General features: G+C 65.2%; 18 protein-coding genes and 1 tRNA gene. All 19 read left to right on the forward strand.

Going from position 1 to position 20,978, the window contains the following annotated elements; translation table 11 throughout:
• Positions 1 to 155 precede the first annotated feature (155 nt).
• The 19 genes from ABNK63_RS07245 (at position 156) to nusA (ending at position 20,877) form a co-directional block, all read left to right on the forward strand.
• Entirely contained in the window at positions 156 to 2,975 is a 2,820-nt protein-coding gene (locus ABNK63_RS07245; RefSeq protein ID WP_350017195.1) for an EAL domain-containing protein, read from the forward strand.
• Positions 2,976 to 3,059: 84 nt separating this feature from the next.
• Positions 3,060 to 3,413 carry a PilZ domain-containing protein gene (locus ABNK63_RS07250; protein WP_007805201.1) on the forward strand — a complete coding sequence of 118 codons (354 nt, stop codon included), beginning with the start codon at positions 3,060 to 3,062 and terminating at the stop codon, positions 3,411 to 3,413.
• A 284-nt stretch (positions 3,414 to 3,697) separates the two neighbouring features.
• On the forward strand, positions 3,698 to 4,054 hold the full coding sequence (locus tag ABNK63_RS07255) for an NADH-quinone oxidoreductase subunit A (RefSeq protein WP_007805203.1): 357 nt from the start codon (positions 3,698 to 3,700) through the stop codon (positions 4,052 to 4,054).
• Entirely contained in the window at positions 4,045 to 4,602 is a 558-nt protein-coding gene (locus ABNK63_RS07260) for an NADH-quinone oxidoreductase subunit B (protein ID WP_007805204.1), read from the forward strand. Before ABNK63_RS07255 ends, ABNK63_RS07260 begins: the two co-directional genes overlap by 10 nt.
• 24 nt (positions 4,603 to 4,626) lie before the next feature.
• Positions 4,627 to 5,355, forward strand: a complete 729-nt coding sequence (locus ABNK63_RS07265; protein ID WP_350017053.1) for an NADH-quinone oxidoreductase subunit C — start codon at positions 4,627 to 4,629, stop codon at positions 5,353 to 5,355.
• Positions 5,356 to 5,357: 2 nt separating this feature from the next.
• Positions 5,358 to 6,611 carry an NADH-quinone oxidoreductase subunit D gene (locus ABNK63_RS07270; RefSeq protein ID WP_007805206.1) on the forward strand — a complete coding sequence of 418 codons (1,254 nt, stop codon included), beginning with the start codon at positions 5,358 to 5,360 and terminating at the stop codon, positions 6,609 to 6,611.
• A gap of 21 nt (positions 6,612 to 6,632) precedes the next feature.
• Positions 6,633 to 7,202, forward strand: a complete 570-nt coding sequence (gene nuoE / locus ABNK63_RS07275) for an NADH-quinone oxidoreductase subunit NuoE (protein WP_007805207.1) — start codon at positions 6,633 to 6,635, stop codon at positions 7,200 to 7,202.
• Complete coding sequence (nuoF, locus tag ABNK63_RS07280; protein WP_007805208.1) at positions 7,202 to 8,527, forward strand: NADH-quinone oxidoreductase subunit NuoF; 1,326 nt, start codon at positions 7,202 to 7,204, stop codon at positions 8,525 to 8,527. Before nuoE ends, nuoF begins: the two co-directional genes overlap by 1 nt.
• Positions 8,524 to 10,848: an NADH-quinone oxidoreductase subunit NuoG gene (gene nuoG / locus ABNK63_RS07285; protein ID WP_350017054.1), complete on the forward strand. Its 2,325-nt coding sequence runs from the start codon at positions 8,524 to 8,526 to the stop codon at positions 10,846 to 10,848. The genes nuoF and nuoG overlap by 4 nt, the downstream gene beginning before the upstream one ends.
• Positions 10,849 to 10,852: 4 nt before the next feature.
• Positions 10,853 to 11,881 carry an NADH-quinone oxidoreductase subunit NuoH gene (gene nuoH / locus ABNK63_RS07290; RefSeq protein WP_007805210.1) on the forward strand — a complete coding sequence of 343 codons (1,029 nt, stop codon included), beginning with the start codon at positions 10,853 to 10,855 and terminating at the stop codon, positions 11,879 to 11,881.
• 7 nt (positions 11,882 to 11,888) lie between these two features.
• Positions 11,889 to 12,380 carry an NADH-quinone oxidoreductase subunit NuoI gene (gene nuoI / locus ABNK63_RS07295; protein WP_007805211.1) on the forward strand — a complete coding sequence of 164 codons (492 nt, stop codon included), beginning with the start codon at positions 11,889 to 11,891 and terminating at the stop codon, positions 12,378 to 12,380.
• Between the two features lie 8 nt (positions 12,381 to 12,388).
• The gene (locus ABNK63_RS07300; protein ID WP_350017055.1) at positions 12,389 to 13,033 is read left to right on the forward strand and encodes an NADH-quinone oxidoreductase subunit J; all 645 of its coding nucleotides are present in this window, start codon (positions 12,389 to 12,391) and stop codon (positions 13,031 to 13,033) included.
• Positions 13,030 to 13,335 (forward strand): NADH-quinone oxidoreductase subunit NuoK, encoded by a 306-nt coding sequence (nuoK, locus tag ABNK63_RS07305; RefSeq protein ID WP_007805214.1) that lies wholly within the window; start codon positions 13,030 to 13,032, stop codon positions 13,333 to 13,335. The genes ABNK63_RS07300 and nuoK overlap by 4 nt, the downstream gene beginning before the upstream one ends.
• A gap of 4 nt (positions 13,336 to 13,339) precedes the next feature.
• On the forward strand, positions 13,340 to 15,382 hold the full coding sequence (gene nuoL / locus ABNK63_RS07310) for an NADH-quinone oxidoreductase subunit L (protein ID WP_350017056.1): 2,043 nt from the start codon (positions 13,340 to 13,342) through the stop codon (positions 15,380 to 15,382).
• Positions 15,383 to 15,395: 13 nt separating this feature from the next.
• Positions 15,396 to 16,904 (forward strand): NADH-quinone oxidoreductase subunit M, encoded by a 1,509-nt coding sequence (locus ABNK63_RS07315; protein ID WP_350017057.1) that lies wholly within the window; start codon positions 15,396 to 15,398, stop codon positions 16,902 to 16,904.
• Between the two features lie 12 nt (positions 16,905 to 16,916).
• A complete protein-coding gene (gene nuoN, locus ABNK63_RS07320) occupies positions 16,917 to 18,371 on the forward strand; it encodes an NADH-quinone oxidoreductase subunit NuoN (RefSeq protein ID WP_007805220.1) in 1,455 nt (484 codons plus the stop codon).
• Between the two features lie 77 nt (positions 18,372 to 18,448).
• A tRNA-Met gene (locus ABNK63_RS07325) sits at positions 18,449 to 18,525 on the forward strand.
• A 197-nt stretch (positions 18,526 to 18,722) separates the two neighbouring features.
• The gene (gene rimP, locus ABNK63_RS07330; RefSeq protein ID WP_007805221.1) at positions 18,723 to 19,253 is read left to right on the forward strand and encodes a ribosome maturation factor RimP; all 531 of its coding nucleotides are present in this window, start codon (positions 18,723 to 18,725) and stop codon (positions 19,251 to 19,253) included.
• A 118-nt stretch (positions 19,254 to 19,371) separates the two neighbouring features.
• Positions 19,372 to 20,877 carry a transcription termination factor NusA gene (nusA, locus tag ABNK63_RS07335; RefSeq protein ID WP_350017058.1) on the forward strand — a complete coding sequence of 502 codons (1,506 nt, stop codon included), beginning with the start codon at positions 19,372 to 19,374 and terminating at the stop codon, positions 20,875 to 20,877.
• Positions 20,878 to 20,978: the final 101 nt, after the last annotated feature.

The raw sequence follows: 20,978 nt of genomic DNA on the forward strand, positions 1-20,978 counted from the left end.
GATGACGGTGGCCTGGCCCGTCATCACGTCCGGTCACGCAATCCGGTGACGGCAATTCCAGTGGTTCCAGCAGCTGCCTGGAAGGGCAGACGTCATCGCAGCCGGTCCATCCGGCGGACATCCGAATGCACATATCGGAGCAGGGCTTGACGCAGGTGGCAGCCGATGCCGCCTCGGGCGAGAGTTTCCACGCCGCGTTGTCCGAGATCGGGCAGTTGCTGGTGCGTGCGCTGGAGCCGGCAGTCCTGTACGAGGCGGTGATCGAGGTTCTGCAGCGCCGGATCGGCGCGCGGCTGGTGATGGTGGGCGAGCTGGACCATCGCAGCGGCTGGCTGCAGCGCATCGCACCTGCCGATGTAGCTGCCGGGATGGCCGACATCTATCCCGAGCGCATCCCGTTTTCGGCGGCACAACCGGCCTTCTGGCGCGGCGAGCCGCAACTGGAAGCCGAGGTCCGCCACAGCGAACCCCTGCAGATGTTCCGGCCTGCCTACGCAAGGCACGAGGTGGGTGCCGCGCTGGCCGTGCCGGTGCTGAAGTTTGGCGAAGTCTGCGCGGCGCTGGTGATACGCGCCGCGCACGCCGATTATTTCTCGCCGCGGATGATCGAGCTGTTGCAGCAGGTGGCGATCAGCATCGGATTCGGTCTCGAAGCGCACGAGCAGCGCGCGCGCCTGCTGCTTTCGGTGCAGGACGAGGCGCGCCAGCGGCGTGCGCTGCGCCTGCTCAGCGAGATGATCAAGCTGGTCACCCACAGCGAAAGCGAACCGTCGCTGTTGTCCGGCGCCTGTCGCGTGCTGCGTGCCATCGGTGGCTACAGCGCTGCCTGGATCGGCCTGCTCGACACCGGTGATCCGGGTCGCCTGGTGCAGCAGGCGCACGAAGGGCTGGACGCCGGCCTGCTGCAGGACCTCCAGTCGAACCCGCTCGACCAGACCCCTGCGGGCGCCATGGTGGCCAGGGCGCTTGCACTGGGTCAGCCCCAGTCGAGCCATCCGGGCACGGCGCAGTCCGGATGTGCAGACGTGCAGTCGCTGCTGGCCCTGCCGCTGCGTGTGGCCGGGGCGATCGCCGGTTGCCTGGTCGTCGGCGCGGCCACGGCGGATGCCTTCGGCGACATCGAGATCCAGGCCTTCGCCGAGATGGCGGTAGAGCTGGGGCTCGGTATCCAGGTGCAGCGCGCCCAGGCGGCGCGACTGGCGGCGGAGCAGGAACTGCGCTTCAGCCTGCAGTATTTCCGCACGGTGCTGTCCAACCAGCACGCCGGCATCCTGGTGGTGTCCGAGGACGATCGCGTGGGCTTTGCCAACGAGGCCTTCTGCACCCTGTTCGGCCTGTCCGAATCACCCGCCGAGCTGGAGGGCAGGGCGGCGGACTGGCTCTACGCACGACTGCTTTCAACGTATGCCGATCCGCCATCCGCCGAGCGGCGAATCAGCCAGGTCCTGCAGCAGGACCTGCCCGTCAAGGGCGATGAAGTGACCATGGGCGACGGGCGCATCTTCCTGCGCGACTTCACCCCGGTGCGGGTCGGCGAGGTTGCCAGTGGACGCCTCTGGCATCACCGCGACATCACCCGGCAGAAGATGCACGAGGCACGCGTCGAGCGGCTGGCCTTCTACGACGTGGTGACCGGTTTGCCCAACCGTCGCCTGCTGTTCGAGTTGCTGGAACAGGCTCGTACCCGCGCCAGCACGCGAGGCAGCCTGCTTGCCGTGGGCGTGCTGGACCTGGATCGCTTCAAGAGCGTCAACGACACGATCGGCCATGGTGGCGGTGACCATGTGCTGGCAGAGGCCTCGGCGCGGGTCGTGGGCATGTTGCGCGAGGCGGACGTGCTGGCCCGCTTCGGCGGCGACGAGTTCGCCCTGGTCATCCCGGGGCTGGACAGCCGCGAGCAGCTCGACGTGATCAGCCGCTGCATTCTCCAGGTGCTGCGCGCGCCGTTCAACCTGATGGGCGAGCAGCTGTACCTGTCGGCCAGCATCGGCTGGACCCTGTTTCCGCTGGACGAATCGGATGCCGAGGGACTGGTGCGGCATGCCGACCTGGCGATGTACCAGGCCAAGGACGAGGGCAAGGATCGCGGCATGTTGTACGAGCCGGCGATGGAGCTCGAGCAGGTCCGCCTGCAGGCGATGCGCGAGCGGATCGCGCAGGCCCTGCAGCAGGATCAGCTGCTGCTGCTGTTCCAGCCGATCGTCTACATCGACGGCCTGCCGGGCTTGCATGGCGTGGCCGGCATGGAAGCCCTGCTGCGACTAAGCGACAGCGATCCGCTGGTCGAGCCGGGCAATTTCATGCACGTGCTGGACGACCCGCAACTGGCCCGCCCGATCGGCCGCTACGTGCTGGAAGAGGCGCTGCGCTGCTGCCAGTCGTGGATCCGCGCGGGCGTTTCGATCCCGGTGTCGGTCAACATCAGCACCCGTCACCTGCTGCACCCGGCCTTCTTCACCGACATCGACGCCGTGCTGGAGAACTACCCCGACGTGATGGACGTGGGCTTCGGCATCGAGGTGACCGAGACCGGGCCGAGCATGGACCACACCCGTGCCAAGGAAGTGATCGAGGAGTGCCGCCGCCGCGGCATCCGCGTGGGCCTGGACGACTTCGGCACCGGCAGCGCCTCGCTGAGCCACATCCAGAAGCTCGACATCGAACACATCAAGCTGGACCAGAGCTTCGTGCGCGACATCATCAGCGACGACCGAAACATGGCGATCGCCGCGGGGGTGATCACCACGGCGCGCATGCTGGCCAAGGCGGTGATCGCCGAGGGCGTCGAAACGTCCGACCAGGGCGACCTGCTGGCCTCGCTCGGCTGCCATCAGTTGCAGGGCTTCTGGATATCCCGGCCGATGCCGGCCGCGCAGGTGCCGGGCTGGGTCGCCGGCTGGGTTCCGCCGGGTTCCTGGGGCAGCCTGGTGAACGAGCGCCAGTCGCTGCTGGCGAGCCAGCAGGGCATTGCGTGACGACGCCCGGTGGTATGCGTCGCTGACAGCCTCTAAGATCCGTCCCATCGACCGGGCGTGTCACATGTCCGGCAGGAGCCAAGCATGAAACCCATGGGCGCCCGGCAGGGCATCATCTCGCTGAAAATCAAGGATGCGGCGTCGCTGTACAACGCGTACATGCCCTTCCTCAAGCACGGCGGCCTGTTCGCCGCCACCGCGCAGTCCTATTCGCTGGGCGACGAGGTGGTGCTGCTGGTGACCCTGGCGGAGGAAACCGAGCGCATCTCGGTGGTCGGCAAGGTGGTCTGGGTCAGTCCGGTCGGCGCCCAGGGCAATCGCACCGCCGGCATCGGCATCCACTTCAACGAGTCGGGCGATGCGGAAGCCGCCCGCAGCCGGATCGAGAACATCCTGGCTGGCACGCTCAACTCCGAGCGCCCCACGCACACGATGTGATGCGCGCGCGTCGTCGCGTCCGCGCCTTGTGACGGGCATCCGTGGTGCGGTTAGTCGGCACGCGATTGCCCGTCAAGGCTTGTTGTACCCCTTCGCACTGATACAATGGCCGGATTCGCGAATTCTTTTCGCGAGACGTCGGACGTCCGTGGCAGCAACGCCTGCGGACGGGGCCGAAAGCCCATGGCCTCAGCGGCCTGCCGAATCGAAATCGCCGGACCGTGAGTTGCCCGATCACACCCACGGTCACTGATGCGCCCAGCGGCGCGGAGGTAAGTTGCATCGTGCTTGCCGAATACTGGCCTGTCCTGTTGTTCATCGGCGTCGCTGCCGGCCTTGGCGTGGTGCTGCTGGCCATTGGCCTGCTGGCAGGCCCGCGTCGTCCCGAGGCGGAGAAGCTGGCGCCGTACGAGTGCGGCTTCGAGGCGTTCGAGGATGCCCGCATGCGCTTCGACGTGCGCTACTACCTGCTCGCCATCCTGTTCATCATCTTCGATCTGGAAATCGCCTTCCTGTTTCCATGGGCGGTGGTCTTCCAGCAGCTCGGCGTGATCGCGCTGATCGAGATGGGCCTGTTCCTGCTGTTGCTGGTCATCGGTTTCGCCTACGTGTGGAAGAAGGGAGCACTCGAATGGGAGTGATGGATTCCGTCAGCCGGGTGATGCACAACCCGGAGCCGTTGAACCTGGTCGACGACATCCTGCTGCCGGCCGGTGACAACCCGGTGGTGCAGCGCGGTTTCGCCACCACCAGCATCGATGCGCTGATGAACTGGGCGCGTACCGGCTCGATGTGGCCGATGACCTTCGGCCTGGCCTGCTGCGCGGTGGAGATGATGCACGCCGGCATGTCGCGACTGGACCTGGACCGCTACGGCGTGATCTTCCGCCCCAGCCCGCGCCAGTCCGACGTGATGATCGTGGCCGGCACCCTGGTCAACAAGATGGCCCCGGCGCTGCGCAAGGTCTACGACCAGATGCCCGAGCCGAAGTGGGTGATCTCGATGGGCAGCTGCGCGAACGGCGGCGGCTATTACCACTACTCCTATTCCGTGGTGCGTGGTTGCGACCGCATCGTGCCGGTGGACATCTACGTGCCGGGCTGCCCGCCCACGGCCGAGGCGCTGATTCACGGCATCCTGCAGTTGCAGAAGAAGATCCGCCGCACCAGCACCATCGCGCGCTCCTGAATGGCACACTCCGAAGGCGCAGCCATGACCGATACCCCCAAGACCTCGCTGGCCACCCAGCTGATCGCGCGATTCGGCGACACGCTGAGCATCAGCACGGTCCGCAATGAAACCGTCGCGGAACTCGCAGCGGCCGACCTGATCGCCGTGGCCACCGCGCTGCGCGACGAGCCGGCGTTCCGCTTCAGCGAACTGATCGACCTGTGCGGCATCGACTATCTCGGCTACGGCCAGACCGAGTGGGATACCGAGACCGTCTCCGGCACCGGCTTCTCGCGCGGCGTGGAAGGCGAGGCCCAGGGGCGCTTCGACTGGGCCGGTCGTCCCCATGGCGGAAACCGGCCGCGCCGGTTCGCCGCGGTGATCCAGCTGCTCTCGCTCGAACACAACCGGCGCCTGCGCCTGCGCGTGTTCTGCGCGGACGACAGCTTGCCGATGGTGCCGTCGCTGACCCTGGTGTGGCCGGGCGTGAATTGGTTCGAGCGCGAGGCGTTCGACCTGTACGGCATCATCTTCGATGGCCATCCCGACCTGCGCCGCATCCTCACCGACTATGGCTTCGTCGGCCATCCGTTCCGCAAGGACTTCCCGCTGATCGGCAACGTCGAAGTGCGCTACGACCCGCTGCAGAAGCGGGTGATCTACGAGCCGGTGTCGATCGAGCCCCGCGTGCTGGTTCCACGCACCATTCGCGACGATGCCGACCTGATGCAGGCCAAGGCCGAAGCCGCCGATCACTGGCGGGAGAATTGAGCATGCAAGAGATCCGCAACTACACGATGAATTTCGGCCCGCAGCATCCGGCCGCCCACGGCGTGCTGCGCCTGATCATGGAGATGGACGGCGAGACCATCGTCCGCGCCGATCCGCACGTGGGCCTGCTGCATCGCGGTACCGAGAAGCTGGCCGAGTCCAAGCCGTTCAACCAGTCGATCGGCTACATGGACCGGCTCGACTACGTGTCGATGATGTGCAACGAGCATGCCTACGTGCGCTCGATCGAGACCCTGCTGGGGATCGAGGCGCCGGAGCGTGCGCAGTACATCCGCACCATGTTCGACGAGATCACCCGCATCCTGAACCACCTGATGTGGATCGGTTCGAACGCGCTCGACCTGGGTGCGATGGCGGTGATCCTGTACGCGTTCCGCGAACGCGAGGAACTGATGGACGTGTACGAGGCGGTGTCGGGCGCGCGCATGCACGCCACGTACTATCGCCCCGGCGGCGTCTACCGCGACCTGCCCGAACAGATGTCGAAGTACCGCGAGTCGCCGTGGCACAAGGGCGCCGACCTGAAGCGCATCAACAGCTGGCGCGAAGGTTCGATGCTCGACTACCTCGAGGCGTTCACCGCCGACTTCCCGTCCAAGGTGGACGAGTACGAGGAACTGCTGACCACCAACCGCATCTGGAAGCAGCGCACCGTCGGCATCGGGGTGATCAGTCCGGAGCTGGCCCAGCAATGGGGCATGACCGGCGCGATGCTGCGCGGCTCGGGCGTCGAGTGGGACCTGCGCAAGAAGCAGCCGTACGCGAAGTACGCCGAGATGGACTTCGACATCCCGGTCGGCGTCAACGGCGACTGCTACGACCGTTACCTGGTGCGCGTGGAAGAGATGCGCCAGTCCAACCGGATCATCCGGCAGTGCGTGCAGTGGCTGAAGGCCAATCCCGGGCCGGTGATGGTGAAGAACTTCAAGGTCGCCCCGCCGTCGCGGGTCGAGATGAAGGAGGACATGGAAGCCATGATCCATCACTTCAAGCTGTTCACCGAAGGCTATTGCGTGCCGGCCGGCGAAACCTACTGCGCGGTCGAGGCGCCCAAAGGCGAGTTCGGCTGCTACCTGGTTTCCGACGGCGCCAACAAGCCGTTCCGCGTGCACCTGCGCGCACCGGGCTTCGCCCACCTGTCATCCATGGACACCATCGTGCGCGGCCACATGCTCGCCGACGTGGTGGCCATGATCGGTACCTATGACCTCGTGTTCGGCGAAGTGGATCGCTGAGCCGGCACGACGGAGAAACCCATGAAAGCCACCGGACATTTCGAGCAGGTCAGGAACGTCGACCCGTTCGCCGTACTCACCGAACACACCCGCCGGCACATCGATGCCTGGGCGGCCAAGTTCCCGCCCGACCGCAAGCGCTCGGCGCTGATCCAGGCGCTGTTTGGCGCGCAGGAGCAGAACCATGGCTACCTTACCGACGAGCTGATCACCGCGGTGGCCAAGTATCTCGAGCTGCCGGCGATCTGGGCGTACGAGGTGGCCAGCTTCTACTCGATGCTGGAAACCAGGCCGGTCGGCCGCAACAACGTGGCGATCTGCACCAACATCTCGTGCTGGCTCAACGGCGCGGAAGACCTGCTGCGCCACTGCGAGACCAAGCTCGGCATCAAGGCGGGGGAAAGCACGCCCGATGGCCGGATCTATCTGAAACTGGAAGAAGAGTGCATTGCGGCGTGCGTCTACGCACCGGCGATGACGGTGAACGGTCATTACCATGAGCGCCTGACCGTCGAGAAGATCGACGCGATCCTCGATGGCCTGAGCATGGATGGCCCTGCGCACGGCCACGACGCCGAGGGGAACCACTGATGGCTGTCGGACCCGCACCCCAGGACCACCAGGTCGTCTACACCACGCTGCATTTCGACAAGCCGTGGTCGATGGAAAGCTACGAGAAGGTCGATGGCTACAAGGCGTGGAAGAAGATCCTCGCCGAGAAGCCCGATCCGGCCTCGCTGGTCGACGAGATCAAGAAGAGCAGCCTGCGCGGCCGTGGCGGCGCGGGCTTCCCGACCGGCCTGAAGTGGTCCTTCATGCCCAAGGGCGACATGCAGAAGTACATCCTGTGCAACTCGGACGAATCCGAGCCGGGCACGGCGAAGGACCGCGACATCCTGCGCTACAACCCGCATGCGGTGATCGAGGGCCTGGCCATCGCCTGCTATTGCACCGGTTCCACCGTGGCCTACAACTACCTGCGCGGCGAATTCCATCACGAGCCCTACGAGCACATCGAGGAGGCGCTGAAGGAAGCCTACGCTGCCGGCCTGCTCGGCAAGAACGTGCAGGGCAGTGGCATCGACGTGGACATCTACAACGCGCTCGGCGCGGGCGCCTACATCTGCGGTGAAGAAACCGCGCTGATGGAATCGCTGGAAGGCAAGAAGGGCCAGCCGCGCTTCAAGCCGCCGTTCCCGGCCGGTTTCGGCCTGTATGGCAAGCCGACCACGATCAACAACACCGAGACCTACGCCTCGGTGCCGGCGATCCTGCGCAACGGCGCCGACTGGTTCCTCAATATCGGCAAGCCGAACAACGGCGGCCCGAAGATCTTTTCCGTCTCCGGCCACGTCAACAACCCCGGCAACTTCGAGATCCGCCTGGGCACGCCGTTCTCCGAGCTGCTGGCGATGGCCGGCGGCGTGCGCAACGGCCACAAGCTCAAGGCGGTGATCCCCGGCGGCTCCTCGATGAAGGTGCTGCCGGCCGAGATCATGCTCGACAGCACGATGGACTACGACTGCCTGCAGAAGGCCGGTTCGGGCCTGGGCTCCGGCGCGGTGATCGTGATGGACGAGACCACCTGCATGGTCAGGGTCTGCCACCGCATCTCGCGTTTCTACAAGGCCGAGTCGTGCGGCCAGTGCACGCCGTGCCGCGAGGGCACCGGCTGGATGCACCGGGTGCTGACCCGCATCGTCGAGGGCAGGGGCACCGAGGAGGACCTCCATCGGCTGAAGGCGATCGCCGGCCAGATCGAGGGCCACACCATCTGCGCGTTCGGCGAAGCCGCCGCGTGGCCGGTGCAGGGCTTCCTGGCCCGCTTCTGGAATGAATTCGAATACTTCGTGCAGCACGGTCGCTCGATGGTCGAGGACAAGCTTGCACAAGCCAACCCTGGAGTTGCTGCATGAGTGCGCAGCCGACCGGCACCGCGCCGGACCTGATCAACATCGAGGTCGACGGCAAGCCGACGCAGATCCGCAAGGGCGCGATGATCATCGAGGCGGCCGACGCGATCGGCGTTTCGATCCCGCGTTTCTGCTATCACCGCAAGCTGCCGATCGCCGCCAACTGCCGCATGTGCCTGGTCGACGTGGAGATGGGCGGCAAGCTGATGCCCAAGCCGCAGCCGGCGTGCGCCACCCCGGTGGCCGAAGGCATGAAGGTGATGACGCGCTCGGACAAGGCGCTGAAATTCCAGAAAGACGTGATGGAATTCCTGCTGATCAACCATCCGCTGGACTGCCCGGTCTGCGACCAGGGTGGCGAGTGCGAATTGCAGGACGTGGCGCTGGGCTATGGCCGCAGCGTGTCGCGCTTCACTGAGCGCAAGCGCGCCGTGGCCGATGAAAACATCGGGCCGCTGGTCGCCACCGAGATGACCCGCTGCATTCACTGCACCCGCTGCGTGCGTTTCACCAGCGAGATTGCCGGTACGTACGAGCTGGGCGGCATGAATCGCAGCGAAGACCTGCAGATCGGCACCTATATCGGCAAGACGATCGAGACCGAACTTTCCGGCAACATCATCGATGTCTGCCCGGTTGGCGCGCTGACCAACAAGCCGTTCCAGTTCAAGGCGCGTGCCTGGGAACTGATCGCCAAGCCGTCGATCGGCTATCACGACGCGCTCGGCTCCAACCTGTGGCTGCACGTGCGCCGCGGCGAAGTCATGCGCACCGTGCCGCGCGACAACGAGGCGGTCAACGAATGCTGGTTGTCCGATCGTGATCGCTACAGCCACCAGGGCATGTATGCCGGCGACCGCATCGGCAAGCCGGAGATCAAGCGCAACGGCCAGTGGCAGGTGGTTGGCTGGGAAGAGGCGCTGGAATTTGCCGGCGAGGCACTGAAGAAGGCGCCGGGCAGCGAGCTGGGCATGCTGGTTCATCCGGCCAGCTCGAACGAGGAAGGCGATCTGCTGATGCGGCTGGCCCGCGGCCTGGGCAGCGCCCACGTCGATCATCGCCTGCGTCAGCTTGATTTCGCCGACAACGCCGTGGCGCGCCCGTTCGGCTTGCCGGTGGCGGAAGTCGGCCAGATCCGCGCAGCGTTGCTGGTCGGTTCGGACCTGCGCCACGAGATGCCGCTGCTGAACCACCGCGTGCACCAGGCGAGCAAGAAGGGCGCCAGGATCTACGCGATCAATCCGGCGCGTTTCGATTTCAATTACAAGCTGGCTGGTGAGGCGATCGTTGCCCCGTCGGCCCTGGTCGACGCCCTGCTGACGCTGGCCAGGGCGGCAGTTGCCGCGGGCGCCCCGGCGCCGGCGGCGCTGGCCGACGCCATTGCTGCGGCAGCGGGCGATGACGCCGGCAACGACACGATCGCGGCGCTGAAGTCGGGCCCGGCGGTGGTGATCCTGGGTGAAGCGGCAGTAACCCATCCGCAGGCGTCCTGGTTGCGTGCCATCGCCCGTTTCATTGCCGACGCCACGGGCGCCGGCTACGACGAGTTGCCGGTGGGCGCCAATGCGGTGGGCCTGGCCCGGCTCGGCGTGGTGCCGGGCAATGGCGGGCTGGACGCGCAGGCGATGCTGGCGCAGCCGCGCAAGAGCTATGTGTTGTACGGCGTCGAGCCGCCGCACGATTTCGCTGATGGCGCGGCGGCCCTGAACGCCTTGCGCGCGGCCGAGCAGGTGGTGGCGTTCAGCGCCTACGCCAGCCCGGCGCTGCGCGAGGTGGCCGACGTGATCCTGCCGATCGCCTTGCTGCCGGAAAGCGAGGCCACCCTGGTCAACGTCGACGGCCTGGCCCAGGGCGTGGCCGCCGGCGCGAAGGCACCGGGGGAGGCCCGGCCGGGCTGGAAGGTGCTGCGTGCGCTGGGCGGCGCGCTGCAACTGGCCGGTTTCGAGTTCGACGATCTTGCCGGTCTGCGCGAAGGTATCGCCGGGCGGGCGGTCTCCGAACGCCAGGGTCTGGCGGCGCGCGTCACGACGGGCGGCCTGAGCCGTCTGGCGACCTGGCCGATCTATCGCATGGATGCCGTGCTGCGTCGCGCCACGGCGCTGAATGCGCATCCGCTCAATCGTGCCCCGGCGGCGCGCATGAATGCCGCCGAGGCGACCCGCCAGGGTCTTGCCGCTGGCGACACCGTACGTGTGGTCGAGGCCTCGTTGCCGCTGGTGATCGATGCCGCCGTGCCCGATGGCGCGGTCTGGATCGAGGCTGCGCATGACCTCACCGCCACGCTGCCGCCGTATGGCGCGCCCATCACCCTGAGCAAGGCTTAAGCAGATGCTTGATCAACTCATCCATCAGCTCGTCGTGCCGATCCTGTACATCCTGGCGATCGTGTTGCCGCTGGTGCTCGCGGTGGCGATGTTCGTCTACTGGGAGCGCAAGGTTCTCGGCTGGATGCACGTGCGCATGGGACCGAACAAGATCGGCCCGTTCGGCGTGCTGCAGGCCTTCGCCGACGTGGTGAAGCTGCTGATCAAGGAAGTGATCCTGCCGACCAAGGCGAACCGCTTCCTCTACTACATGGCGCCGATGATCGCGCTGGTGCCCGCGCTGGCGGTGTGGGCGGTGGTGCCGTTCAGCAGCTCGATGGTGCTGTCCAACGCGAACGCCGGCGTGCTGTACCTGCTGGCGATGACCTCGATGGGCGTGTACGGCATCATCATCGCCGGCTGGGCGTCCAACTCACGCTATGCGTTGCTCGGCGCGATGCGTTCGGCCGCGCAGGTGATCTCCTATGAGCTGGCGATGGGCCTGTGCCTGGTCTGCGTGCTGGTGCTGGCCGGTTCGCTGAACCTCACCGAGATCGTCAACGCGCAGGCCGGCAGCAAGGGCATCCTCGACTGGTTCTGGCTGCCGCTGCTGCCGGTGTTCGTGATCTATTTCATCTCCGGCGTGGCCGAGACCAACCGCGCCCCGTTCGACGTGGCCGAGGGCGAGTCGGAGATCGTGGCTGGCTTCCACGTGGAGTACTCCGGCTCGGCGTTCGCGCTGTTCTTCCTGGCCGAATACGCCAGCATGATCCTGGTCAGCTTCCTCGCCGCGATCCTGTTCATGGGCGGCTGGCTGTCGCCGTTCCCGGCCTCGTGGGGTTTCATCGGGCAGGGCGGTTTCCCGTGGCTGCTGCTCAAGGCCTTCCTGTTCTCCTTCATGTTCCTGTGGTTCCGCGCCACCTTCCCGCGCTATCGCTATGACCAGATCATGCGGCTGGGCTGGAAGGTTTTCATTCCCATCGCCATCGCGTGGGTTTTCGTGGCGGGCCTGATGAAGTACTACGGCCTGGTCAGCATCGGCACGGGGGCCTGAGGATCCAATGAATCGTATTTCCGCCTATTTCAAGAGCCTGCTGCTGATCGAGCTGCTGCAGGGCATGGCGCTGACCATGCGCTACATGTTCAAGCCCAAGTACACGATGCGCTACCCGATGGAGCACATCCCCAAGTCGAACCGCTTCCGCGGCCTGCACGCGCTGCGCCGTTACGCGAACGGCGAGGAGCGCTGCATTGCCTGCAAGCTGTGCGAGGCGGTGTGCCCGGCGCTGGCGATCACGATCGACTCGGCGCCCCGCGAGAGCGACGGCCAGCGTCGCACCACCCGCTACGAGATCGACCTGTTCAAGTGCATCTTCTGCGGCTTCTGCGAGGAAAGCTGCCCGGTGGACTCGATCGTCGAGACCTCGATCCACGAGTACCACTTCGAGAACCGCGGCGAGAACGTGGTGGACAAGCAGAAGCTGCTTGCCATCGGCGACCGCTTCGAACAGCAGATCGCCGCCGACCGCGCACAAGACGCGGCGTACCGCTGAGGCCCACGATGAATCCCCAACTGCTTCAACTCATCTGCTTCTACGCCTTCGGCTTCGTCACCGTGGCTGCCGCGCTGTCGGTGATCACGCTGAAGAACTCGGTGCACGCGGTGCTGGCGCTGGTGCTGACCTTCTTCAGCGCCGCCTGCCTGTGGCTGCTGCTGGAGGCCGAGTTCCTCGCCCTGGCGCTGATCGTGGTCTACGTCGGTGCCGTGATGGTGCTGTTCCTGTTCGTGGTGATGATGCTCGACATCGACCAGGAAAAAATGCGCGAGGGCTTCGTGAAGTTCCTGCCGATCGGCCTGTTCGTGGCCGCGATCATGCTGGCGGAAATGCTGGGCCTGATCGGCGTGCGCGCGATGCAGGCGCACGTGATGGGCGCCGATCCGGCGGTGGCCGCCGGCGTGTCCAACACCGCCTGGCTGGGCCGCGCGCTGTACACGAGCTTCCTGCTGCCGTTCGAGATTGCGGCGTTGATCCTCACCGTGGGTATCGTGGCCGCCGTGGCGCTGACCCTGCGCGAGCGTCGCGACGCCCGCTACGAGTCGGCCAGCCAGCAGGTCAAGGCGGACCCGAACCGTCGCGTGCGCATCGTGAAGATGGCCGCTGTCCGTCCCGACGAATCGACCGAATCACAGGAGCCGCAGCCATGATCACGCTTGCGCACTACATCGTGCTGGGCGCGGTGCTGTTCTGCATCGCCGTCGCCGGCCTGTTCATCAACCGCAAGAACGTGATCGTGCTGCTGATGTCGATCGAGTTGATGCTGCTTGCCGTGAACATGAACTTCGTGGCGTTCTCGCGCTTCCTCGGCGACGTGTCGGGGCAGGTGTTCGTGTTCTTCATCCTCACCGTGGCCGCGGCAGAAGCTGCCATCGGCCTGGCGATCCTGGTGCTGCTGTTCCGTACGCGCAGCACGATCAATATCGCCGACATCGACAGCATGAAGGGTTGATCCGATGCAGCTTTCAACATCCATCCTGCTGACGATTGCGCTGGCGCCGCTGGTGGGCTGCCTGCTGGCCGGGTTCTTCGCCCGCTTCATCGGCCGCACCGGCTCGCACAGCGTGACGATCCTGGGTCTGCTGGTGTCCTGCGCGCTGTCGTTCTACGTCCTGTACCAGCTCACCCTGGGCGGCGCGGCCGAGTACAACCAGAACCTCTACACCTGGTTCCAGATCGGTCCGTTCAACGCCAGCGTCGGCTTCATGGTCGACCGCCTGACCGCGATGATGCTGGTGGTGGTGAGCTTCGTGTCGCTGCTGGTGCATGTCTACACCATCGGCTACATGCGCGATGATCCGGGCTACACCCGCTTCTTCAGCTACATCTCGCTGTTCACCTTCTCGATGTTCATGCTGGTCATGAGCAACAACTTCATGCAGCTGTTCTTCGGCTGGGAAGCGGTGGGCCTGGTGTCGTACCTGCTGATCGGCTTCTGGTACAAGCGGCCGACCGCGATCTTCGCCAACCTCAAGGCGTTCCTGGTCAACCGCGTGGGCGACTTCGGCTTCCTGCTGGGCATCGCCGCGGTGCTCTATTTCCTGGGCACGCTGGATTACGCCACCGCGTTCAACGCGGCGCCGGGGCTGGTCGGCAAGACCCTGCAGATCACCGCGCACACGCAGTGGGACGCCGCCACGGTGATCTGCATCTGCCTGTTCGTCGGCGCGATGGGCAAGTCGGCCCAGGTGCCGCTGCACGTGTGGCTGCCCGATTCGATGGAAGGCCCGACGCCGATCTCCGCGCTGATCCACGCGGCGACCATGGTCACCGCCGGCATCTTCATGGTGGCGCGCATGTCGCCGCTGTTCGAGCTGTCCTCGACCGCGTTGAGCTTCGTGCTGGTGATGGGTGCGACCACGGCGCTGTTCACCGGCTTGATCGGCATCGTGCAGAACGACATCAAGCGGGTGATCGCGTACTCCACGCTGTCGCAGCTGGGCTACATGACGGTGGCGCTGGGCGTGTCGATGTATTCGGGCGCGGTGTTCCACCTGATGACCCACGCGTTCTTCAAGGCGTTGCTGTTCCTCGGCGCCGGCTCGGTGATCATCGCGATGCACCACGAGCAGGACATGCGCTACATGGGCGGCCTGCGCAAGTACATGCCGATCACCTGGATCACCATGTGGATCGGTTCGCTGGCGCTGGTGGCGATTCCGTTCACCTCGGGCTTCTACTCCAAGGACGCGATTATCGAGGCGGTCGGCGAGTCGCATCGCTGGGGCGCGCATTACGCCTACTTCTGCGTGATGGCCGGTGCACTGGTGACGGGGCTGTACACGTTCCGCCAGATGTACCTGACCTTCCACGGCAAGGAGCGCTTCACCGTGGCCGACCATCATGGCCACGGCCACGACGGGCATGACGATCATGGCCATCACGAGCCGGGCGTGCTGGCGCATGCGCCGAAGGAGTCGCCGTGGGTGGTGACCCTGCCACTGGTGCTGCTGGCGATCCCGTCGCTGCTGGTGGGCTTCTTCACGGTCGGCCCGATGCTGTTCGGCAACTGGTTCGGCAACGCGATCCACGTGGAGGAGGCCAACGACGTGCTGGCCGAACTCGGCCACGAGTTCCACGGCGCCACGGCGATGGCCCTGCATGGCTTCACCCAGCTGCCGTTCCTGCTGGTGGTGATCGCGTTCGTGACCTGCACCTACATCTACCTGTTCAATCCCGCGCTGGCCGGTCGGATCAAGTCCGCGCTGAAGCCGCTGTGGACGGTGCTCGACCGCAAGTACTGGGTCGACAACGTGTACTTCGCGCTGTTCGCCCGCGGTGGCGTGATGCTGGGCCGGGTGTTCTGGAAGGCCGGCGAGACGACGGTGATCGATGGCGCGATGGTCAATGGCTCGGTGGGTCTGGTGCACCGCATAGCCGCCACGACGCGCCGGCTGCAGTCGGGTTACCTCTATCACTACGCGTTCGCGATGATTCTCGGCCTGATCCTGCTGCTTGGCGGGTACTGGTTCATCGGCTCCGTGCCGGTCGGGCAATAAGGGAAACAGATCCATGTTCAATCATTTGCTCAGCCTGTTGATCTGGCTTCCCGTCATCGGCGCCATCCCGGTGCTGCTTGCCGGCTCGGCCCGTCCGAACCTGGCCCGCTGGCTGTCGCTGCTGGTGGCGGTGCTGACCTTCGTGGTCAGCCTGTTCCTGCTGGTGCAGTACGACCCCGCCGGCAATGCCATGCAGCTGGTCGAAAGCCATCTGTGGATCGCCTCGTGGGGCGTCCATTACGGACTGGCGGTCGATGGCATCTCGGTGGCGCTGATCGTGATGACGACCTTCGTCGGCATCCTGGTGATCGTGGGCGCCTGGGAAGTCATCCAGGACAAGCCGCACCAGTACATGGCCGCGATGCTGATGCTGGAAGGCCTGCTGATCGGCGTGTTCTGCGCCACCGACGCGCTGCTGTTCTATGCGCTGTTCGAGGCCATCCTGATCCCGATGTTCATCCTGATCGGCATCTGGGGCGGTCCGCGCCGGGTGTATGCCACGCTGAAGTTCTTCATCTACACGTTCTTCGGCTCGGTCTTCATGCTGATCGCGCTGCTGTACCTGTACCAGAAGGCGCACACGTTCGACCTGGCCACGCTGGCGGCGCTGCCGCTGACGTTCAGGGAACAGGCCTGGATCTTCTTCGCATTCCTGATCGCGTTCGCGATCAAGGTGCCGATGGTGCCGGTGCACACCTGGCTGCCGGACGCCCACGTCGAGGCGCCGACCGGCGGCTCGGTGGTGCTGGCGGCGGTGATGCTGAAGGTCGGCACGTACGGCATGCTGCGCTTCATCCTGCCGATCGTGTCGGATGCGGGCGCACATTTCGCGTGGATCATCATCGTGCTGAGCCTGGTCGCGGTGGTCTACATCGGCTATGTCGCGCTGGTGCAGGAAGACATGAAGAAGCTGGTGGCGTATTCGTCCGTGGCGCATATGGGCTTTGTCACGCTGGGCATCTTCATCGCGTTCGCGCTGGTGCACGAGCAGGGCAACACCGACATGGCGCTGCTCGGCATGCAGGGCGCGATGATCCAGATGATTTCGCACGGCTTCGTCTCCGGCGCGATGTTCACCTGCATCGGCGTGATGTACGACCGCCTGCATACCCGGGCGATCAAGGATTACGGCGGCGTGATCAACGTGATGCCGTGGTTCGGCTTCTTCTACGTGCTCTTTGCCATGGCCAACTGCGGCCTGCCTGGCACCAGCGGTTTCGTCGGCGAGTTCATGGTGATCCTGGCCAGCTTCAGCGCCAATCCGTGGATCGCGCTGTTTGCCGCCTTCACCCTGATCATCGGCGCGGGCTACACGCTGTGGCTGGTCAAGCGCGTGCTGTGGGGCGAGATCACCAACCCCCACGTGGCCGAGATGGAGGAAATCAGCGGCCGCGAAACCTTCGTGCTGGCGTCCTTCGCCGCCGCCGTGCTGGCGCTGGGCATCTGGCCGCAGCCGCTGGTCCACCTGATGGATGGCTCGGTGGCGCAGCTGGTGCAGCAACTCGCCATTCACAAGATTTGATCGGGACCGAACATGCCAACACTGAATGACATCCTGATCCTGCTGCCGGAGTTCTACCTGGTCGCAGCGGCGTGCCTGCTGTTGCTGCTGGACGCCTTCATGAAGCCCGCGCAGCGCCCGCTGCTGCACTGGTTGTCGATCGCCGTGGTGCTGGTTGCGATCTACTTGGTGATCGCCGGTCAGCCCACGGAGGCGAGGAGCGCCTTCGGCGGCATGTTCCTGCGCGACGGCGTGGCCGAGACCCTCAAGGTGTTCGCGCTGGCCACCACGGCGCTGGTTTTCGTCTACGCCCGTCCGTACCTGATCGATCGCAAGCTGCTGGGTGGCGAGTTCTACACGCTGATGCTGTTCGCGGTGATCGGCATCATGCTGCTGGTCTCGGCCGGCAACCTGGTCACGATCTACCTGGGACTGGAGCTGCTGTCGTTGTCGTCCTACGCGCTGGTGGCGCTGAACCGCGACGCGAAGCTGCCACCGGAAGCGGCGATCAAGTATTTCGTGCTGGGTGCACTGGCCTCGGGCATGCTGCTGTACGGCATGTCGATGGTCTACGGCGCTTCCGGCATGGGCGGTACGCCGACGCTGGACCTGGCGCAGCTGCATAACGTGATGAGCTACACCACGGCGCCGACGCTGCTGCTGTTCGGCCTGATCTTCATGATCGTCGGCATCGGCTTCAAGCTGGGTGCGGCGCCGTTCCACATGTGGATTCCGGACGTCTACCAGGGCGCGCCCACGCCGGTCACCACCTTCATCGCCTCGGGTTCGAAGCTGGCCGCATTCGGCATGGCCTGGCGCCTGCTCGATGGCGGCATGGGCGACCTGTCGCAGCACTGGCAGCTGATGCTGGCGGTGCTGGCGGTGCTGTCGCTGGCGATCGGCAACCTGGTCGCCATCGTGCAGACCAACCTCAAGCGCATGCTGGCGTACTCGACCATCTCGCACATGGGCTACCTGCTGCTCGGCCTGGCGGCTGCCGGCCCGGAAGGCTATGCGGCGGCGATGTTCTACGCGATCTGCTATGCGCTGATGGGCGTGGCCGCATTCGGCGTGATGCTGGCGATGAGCCGGGCAGGGTTCGAGTGCGAGGAAATCGCCGACCTGAAGGGCCTCAACCAGAAGTCGCCGTGGATGGCCTTCCTGATGCTGCTGGCGATGTTCTCGCTGGCCGGCGTGCCGCCGCTGTTCGGCTTCTGGGCCAAGGTGCTGGTGCTGGAAGCGGCGATCCACGCGGACATGCTGTGGCTGGCGATCGTCGGCGTCGTGTTCGCGATCATCGGCCTCTACTACTACCTGCACGTGGTCAAGGTGATGTACTTCGACAAGCCGGCCGAAGGCAGTCAGTTGCAGGCACAGGCGGACAAGCCGCTGCGCGTGGTGCTGTCGATCAATGCGCTGTCGCTGCTGGCGCTGGGCCTGTACTGGGGCCCGCTGCTGGGATGGTGCCGTCGCGCGTTCGGTCTTTGAATCGTCGACGGATACCATTGATGAACGATTGAGGCTTGCAAGAAACCGGCCACCCCGGTAAACTCTTCGGACTCTGATGCGGGGTGGAGCAGTCTGGCAGCTCGTCGGGCTCATAACCCGAAGGTCGCAGGTTCGAATCCTGCCCCCGCTACCAGATCTTTCTTGATGCAAGAAAGCCTCCTCGTGAGGCTTTTTTGTTGGGCGCACGGATGCGTCGTGCCTGGCGGCTTCTGCCGCCAAGCGCACCGGAAAGAGCTGCACGAGGAGGAACATCGGCGTGATAAGGAAATGGGCCGTTGGAGCCCATTTTTTGTTTCTGCCGTTCTGACGGAGCGAGTCGGGAAGACGATCATGGATACACAGGCACTGGCACAACGCTTCACCGGGGTACTGGCCGATCTGGGCCTGGAATGCCTTGGCGTGGAGTTCAATCCGTCGCATGGGCAGAGTACCCTTCGCGTCTACCTGGACCTGCTGGACAAGACGACCGGCGATGGCGAACGCCGCGAGGTGGGTATCGAGGATTGCGAATCCGCCAGCCGTGAATTGTCCGCCATGCTCGACGTGGAAGATCCGATTCCGGGCCACTACGTGCTGGAAGTGTCCTCGCCGGGTCTGGATCGTCCGCTGTTCACCGCCGAACAGTTTGCGCGGGTCGACGGACAGGAAGTGAAGTTGCTGCTGAAGGCGCCGCTGGAAGGGCGTCGCCGGTTGCGCGGCAAGCTGGTTTCGGTGGAAGGCGAGCACATCGTGCTGGAAGCCGAAGGCAAGACATTCGAATTCGATCACGCGCTGGTGGAAAGTGCGCGCGTGGTGCCGGACTGGGTGGCGCTGGGTTACGCGCCGCAGCCCAAGCGCGGCGGCAAGAAGCCGGCCGGTTGAGGCCAGTCGGAAACAAATTGAGAGTGCGGTCATGGATGGCCGCTTTTTGATCCTGGCGTTCAGGGATGAACGCAAAAGTTAACCTTCGGGTGCCGTCGGCATCTATGGAGCAGCTGCAATGAGCAAAGAACTTTTGCTGGTCGTCGACGCGGTCGCCAATGAAAAAGGCGTGCCGGAAGAAGTGATTTTCGAGGCGATGGAGGCCGCGCTGGCCTCGGCCGCGAAGAAGCGCTATCCCGACGAGGAGCCTGATGTTCGGGTGTCGATCAATCACGACACCGGCGAGTACGAGACCTTTCGTCGCTGGGAAATCATCGCCGATGACGGCGAGATGGAATCGCCGTCCTACCAGCTGCGCCTGATGGATGCGCTGGACGAGCGCGCCGATGCCCAGGTGGGTGAATACATCGAGCAGCAGGTCGAGAACGCCGAGTTCGGCCGCATCGCGGCGCAGGCCGCCAAGCAGGTGATCGTGCAGCGCGTGCGCGAGGCCGAACGCCAGCAGGTGGTCGATGCCTTCGCCGATCGCGTCGGCGAGCTGGTCACCGGCATCGTCAAGCGCGTCGAGCGCGGCAACATCTACCTCGACCTGGGCAGCAACGCCGAGGCGTTCATCCCGCGCGACAAGACGATTCCCCGCGAATCGGCCCGCGTCGGCGATCGCGTGCGCGGCTACCTCTACGAAGTGAAGTCCGAAGCCCGCGGGCCGCAGCTGTTCGTGTCGCGCGCGGCACCGGAATTCATGATCGAGCTGTTCAAGCTGGAAGTGCCGGAAGTCGGCCAGGGCCTGGTGGAGATCAAGGGCTGCGCCCGCGATCCGGGTGATCGCGCCAAGATCGCCGTGCTGGCCCACGACAGCCGCACCGATCCGATCGGCGCCTGCATCGGCATGCGCGGTTCGCGCGTGCAGGCGGTGTCGAACGACCTCAACGGCGAGCGCGTCGACATCATCCTGTGGCACGAGAACCAGGCGCAGTTCGTCATCAACGCGATGGCGCCGGCCGAAGTGCAGTCCATCATCATGGACGAGGAAAAGCACTCGATGGACATCGCGGTGGCCGAGGACAAGCTGTCCCAGGCGATCGGCCGTGGCGGCCAGAACGTGCGCCTGGCCAGCAAGCTGACCGGCTGGCAGCTCAACGTGATGACCCAGGACCAGGTCACCGCCAAGAGCGAGTCCGAGCAGGAGGCTGCACGCACCCTGTTCATGGACAAGCTCGAAGTCGACCAGGAAATCGCGGTCATCCTGGTGCAGGAAGGTTTTTCCAGCATCGAGGAAATCGCCTACGTGCCCAGCGCCGAGCTGCTGGCGGTCGAGGGCTTCGACGAGGACATCGTCGAGGAACTGCGCGCCCGCGCCCGCGATGCGCTGCTGACCGAGGCACTGGCGGTGGAGGAGGGCGTGGAAGAGCATCAGCCTTCCGAAGAGCTGCTGGCGCTGGACGGCATGGACGAGGCCACCGCCTATGCGCTGGCCGCCCGTGAAGTGGCCACGGTCGACGACCTGGCCGACCTGGCGGTGGATGACCTGATCGATATCGAAGGCATGGACGAGGATCGCGCGGCAGCGCTGATCATGGCTGCCCGGGCACCCATGATTGCGCGACTGGAGAAAGGCGGCTAACCGCGGACGGCAACACCCCGGATGGGTGTGCCGCGAAAGGCTTCTCGCAAGCCTTTCACCACGGATGGAGGTGGCGGTGGTGACAATGCCGCACAGACGAT

The sequence above is a fragment of the Rhodanobacter sp. IGA1.0 genome, from assembly GCF_040208325.1.
GTDB lineage: Bacteria > Pseudomonadota > Gammaproteobacteria > Xanthomonadales > Rhodanobacteraceae > Rhodanobacter > Rhodanobacter spathiphylli.

Excerpts from the sequence above, each read along its gene's own strand:
- nuoN (WP_007805220.1), top strand. The coding sequence starts at position 16,917 with ATGCCAACACTGAATGACATCCTGATCCTGCTGCCGGAGTTCTACCTG.
- ABNK63_RS07265 (WP_350017053.1), top strand. The coding sequence starts at position 4,627 with ATGACCGATACCCCCAAGACCTCGCTGGCCACCCAGCTGATCGCGCGA.
- ABNK63_RS07315 (WP_350017057.1), top strand. The coding sequence starts at position 15,396 with ATGTTCAATCATTTGCTCAGCCTGTTGATCTGGCTTCCCGTCATCGGC.
- ABNK63_RS07270 (WP_007805206.1), top strand. The coding sequence starts at position 5,358 with ATGCAAGAGATCCGCAACTACACGATGAATTTCGGCCCGCAGCATCCG.
- nusA (WP_350017058.1), top strand. The coding sequence starts at position 19,372 with ATGAGCAAAGAACTTTTGCTGGTCGTCGACGCGGTCGCCAATGAAAAA.
- nuoG (WP_350017054.1), top strand. The coding sequence starts at position 8,524 with ATGAGTGCGCAGCCGACCGGCACCGCGCCGGACCTGATCAACATCGAG.
- nuoE (WP_007805207.1), top strand. The coding sequence starts at position 6,633 with ATGAAAGCCACCGGACATTTCGAGCAGGTCAGGAACGTCGACCCGTTC.
- rimP (WP_007805221.1), top strand. The coding sequence starts at position 18,723 with ATGGATACACAGGCACTGGCACAACGCTTCACCGGGGTACTGGCCGAT.
- ABNK63_RS07250 (WP_007805201.1), top strand. The coding sequence starts at position 3,060 with ATGAAACCCATGGGCGCCCGGCAGGGCATCATCTCGCTGAAAATCAAG.
- nuoI (WP_007805211.1), top strand. The coding sequence starts at position 11,889 with ATGAATCGTATTTCCGCCTATTTCAAGAGCCTGCTGCTGATCGAGCTG.
- nuoL (WP_350017056.1), top strand. The coding sequence starts at position 13,340 with ATGCAGCTTTCAACATCCATCCTGCTGACGATTGCGCTGGCGCCGCTG.
- nuoH (WP_007805210.1), top strand. The coding sequence starts at position 10,853 with ATGCTTGATCAACTCATCCATCAGCTCGTCGTGCCGATCCTGTACATC.
- ABNK63_RS07300 (WP_350017055.1), top strand. The coding sequence starts at position 12,389 with ATGAATCCCCAACTGCTTCAACTCATCTGCTTCTACGCCTTCGGCTTC.
- nuoF (WP_007805208.1), top strand. The coding sequence starts at position 7,202 with ATGGCTGTCGGACCCGCACCCCAGGACCACCAGGTCGTCTACACCACG.
- nuoK (WP_007805214.1), top strand. The coding sequence starts at position 13,030 with ATGATCACGCTTGCGCACTACATCGTGCTGGGCGCGGTGCTGTTCTGC.
- ABNK63_RS07260 (WP_007805204.1), top strand. The coding sequence starts at position 4,045 with ATGGGAGTGATGGATTCCGTCAGCCGGGTGATGCACAACCCGGAGCCG.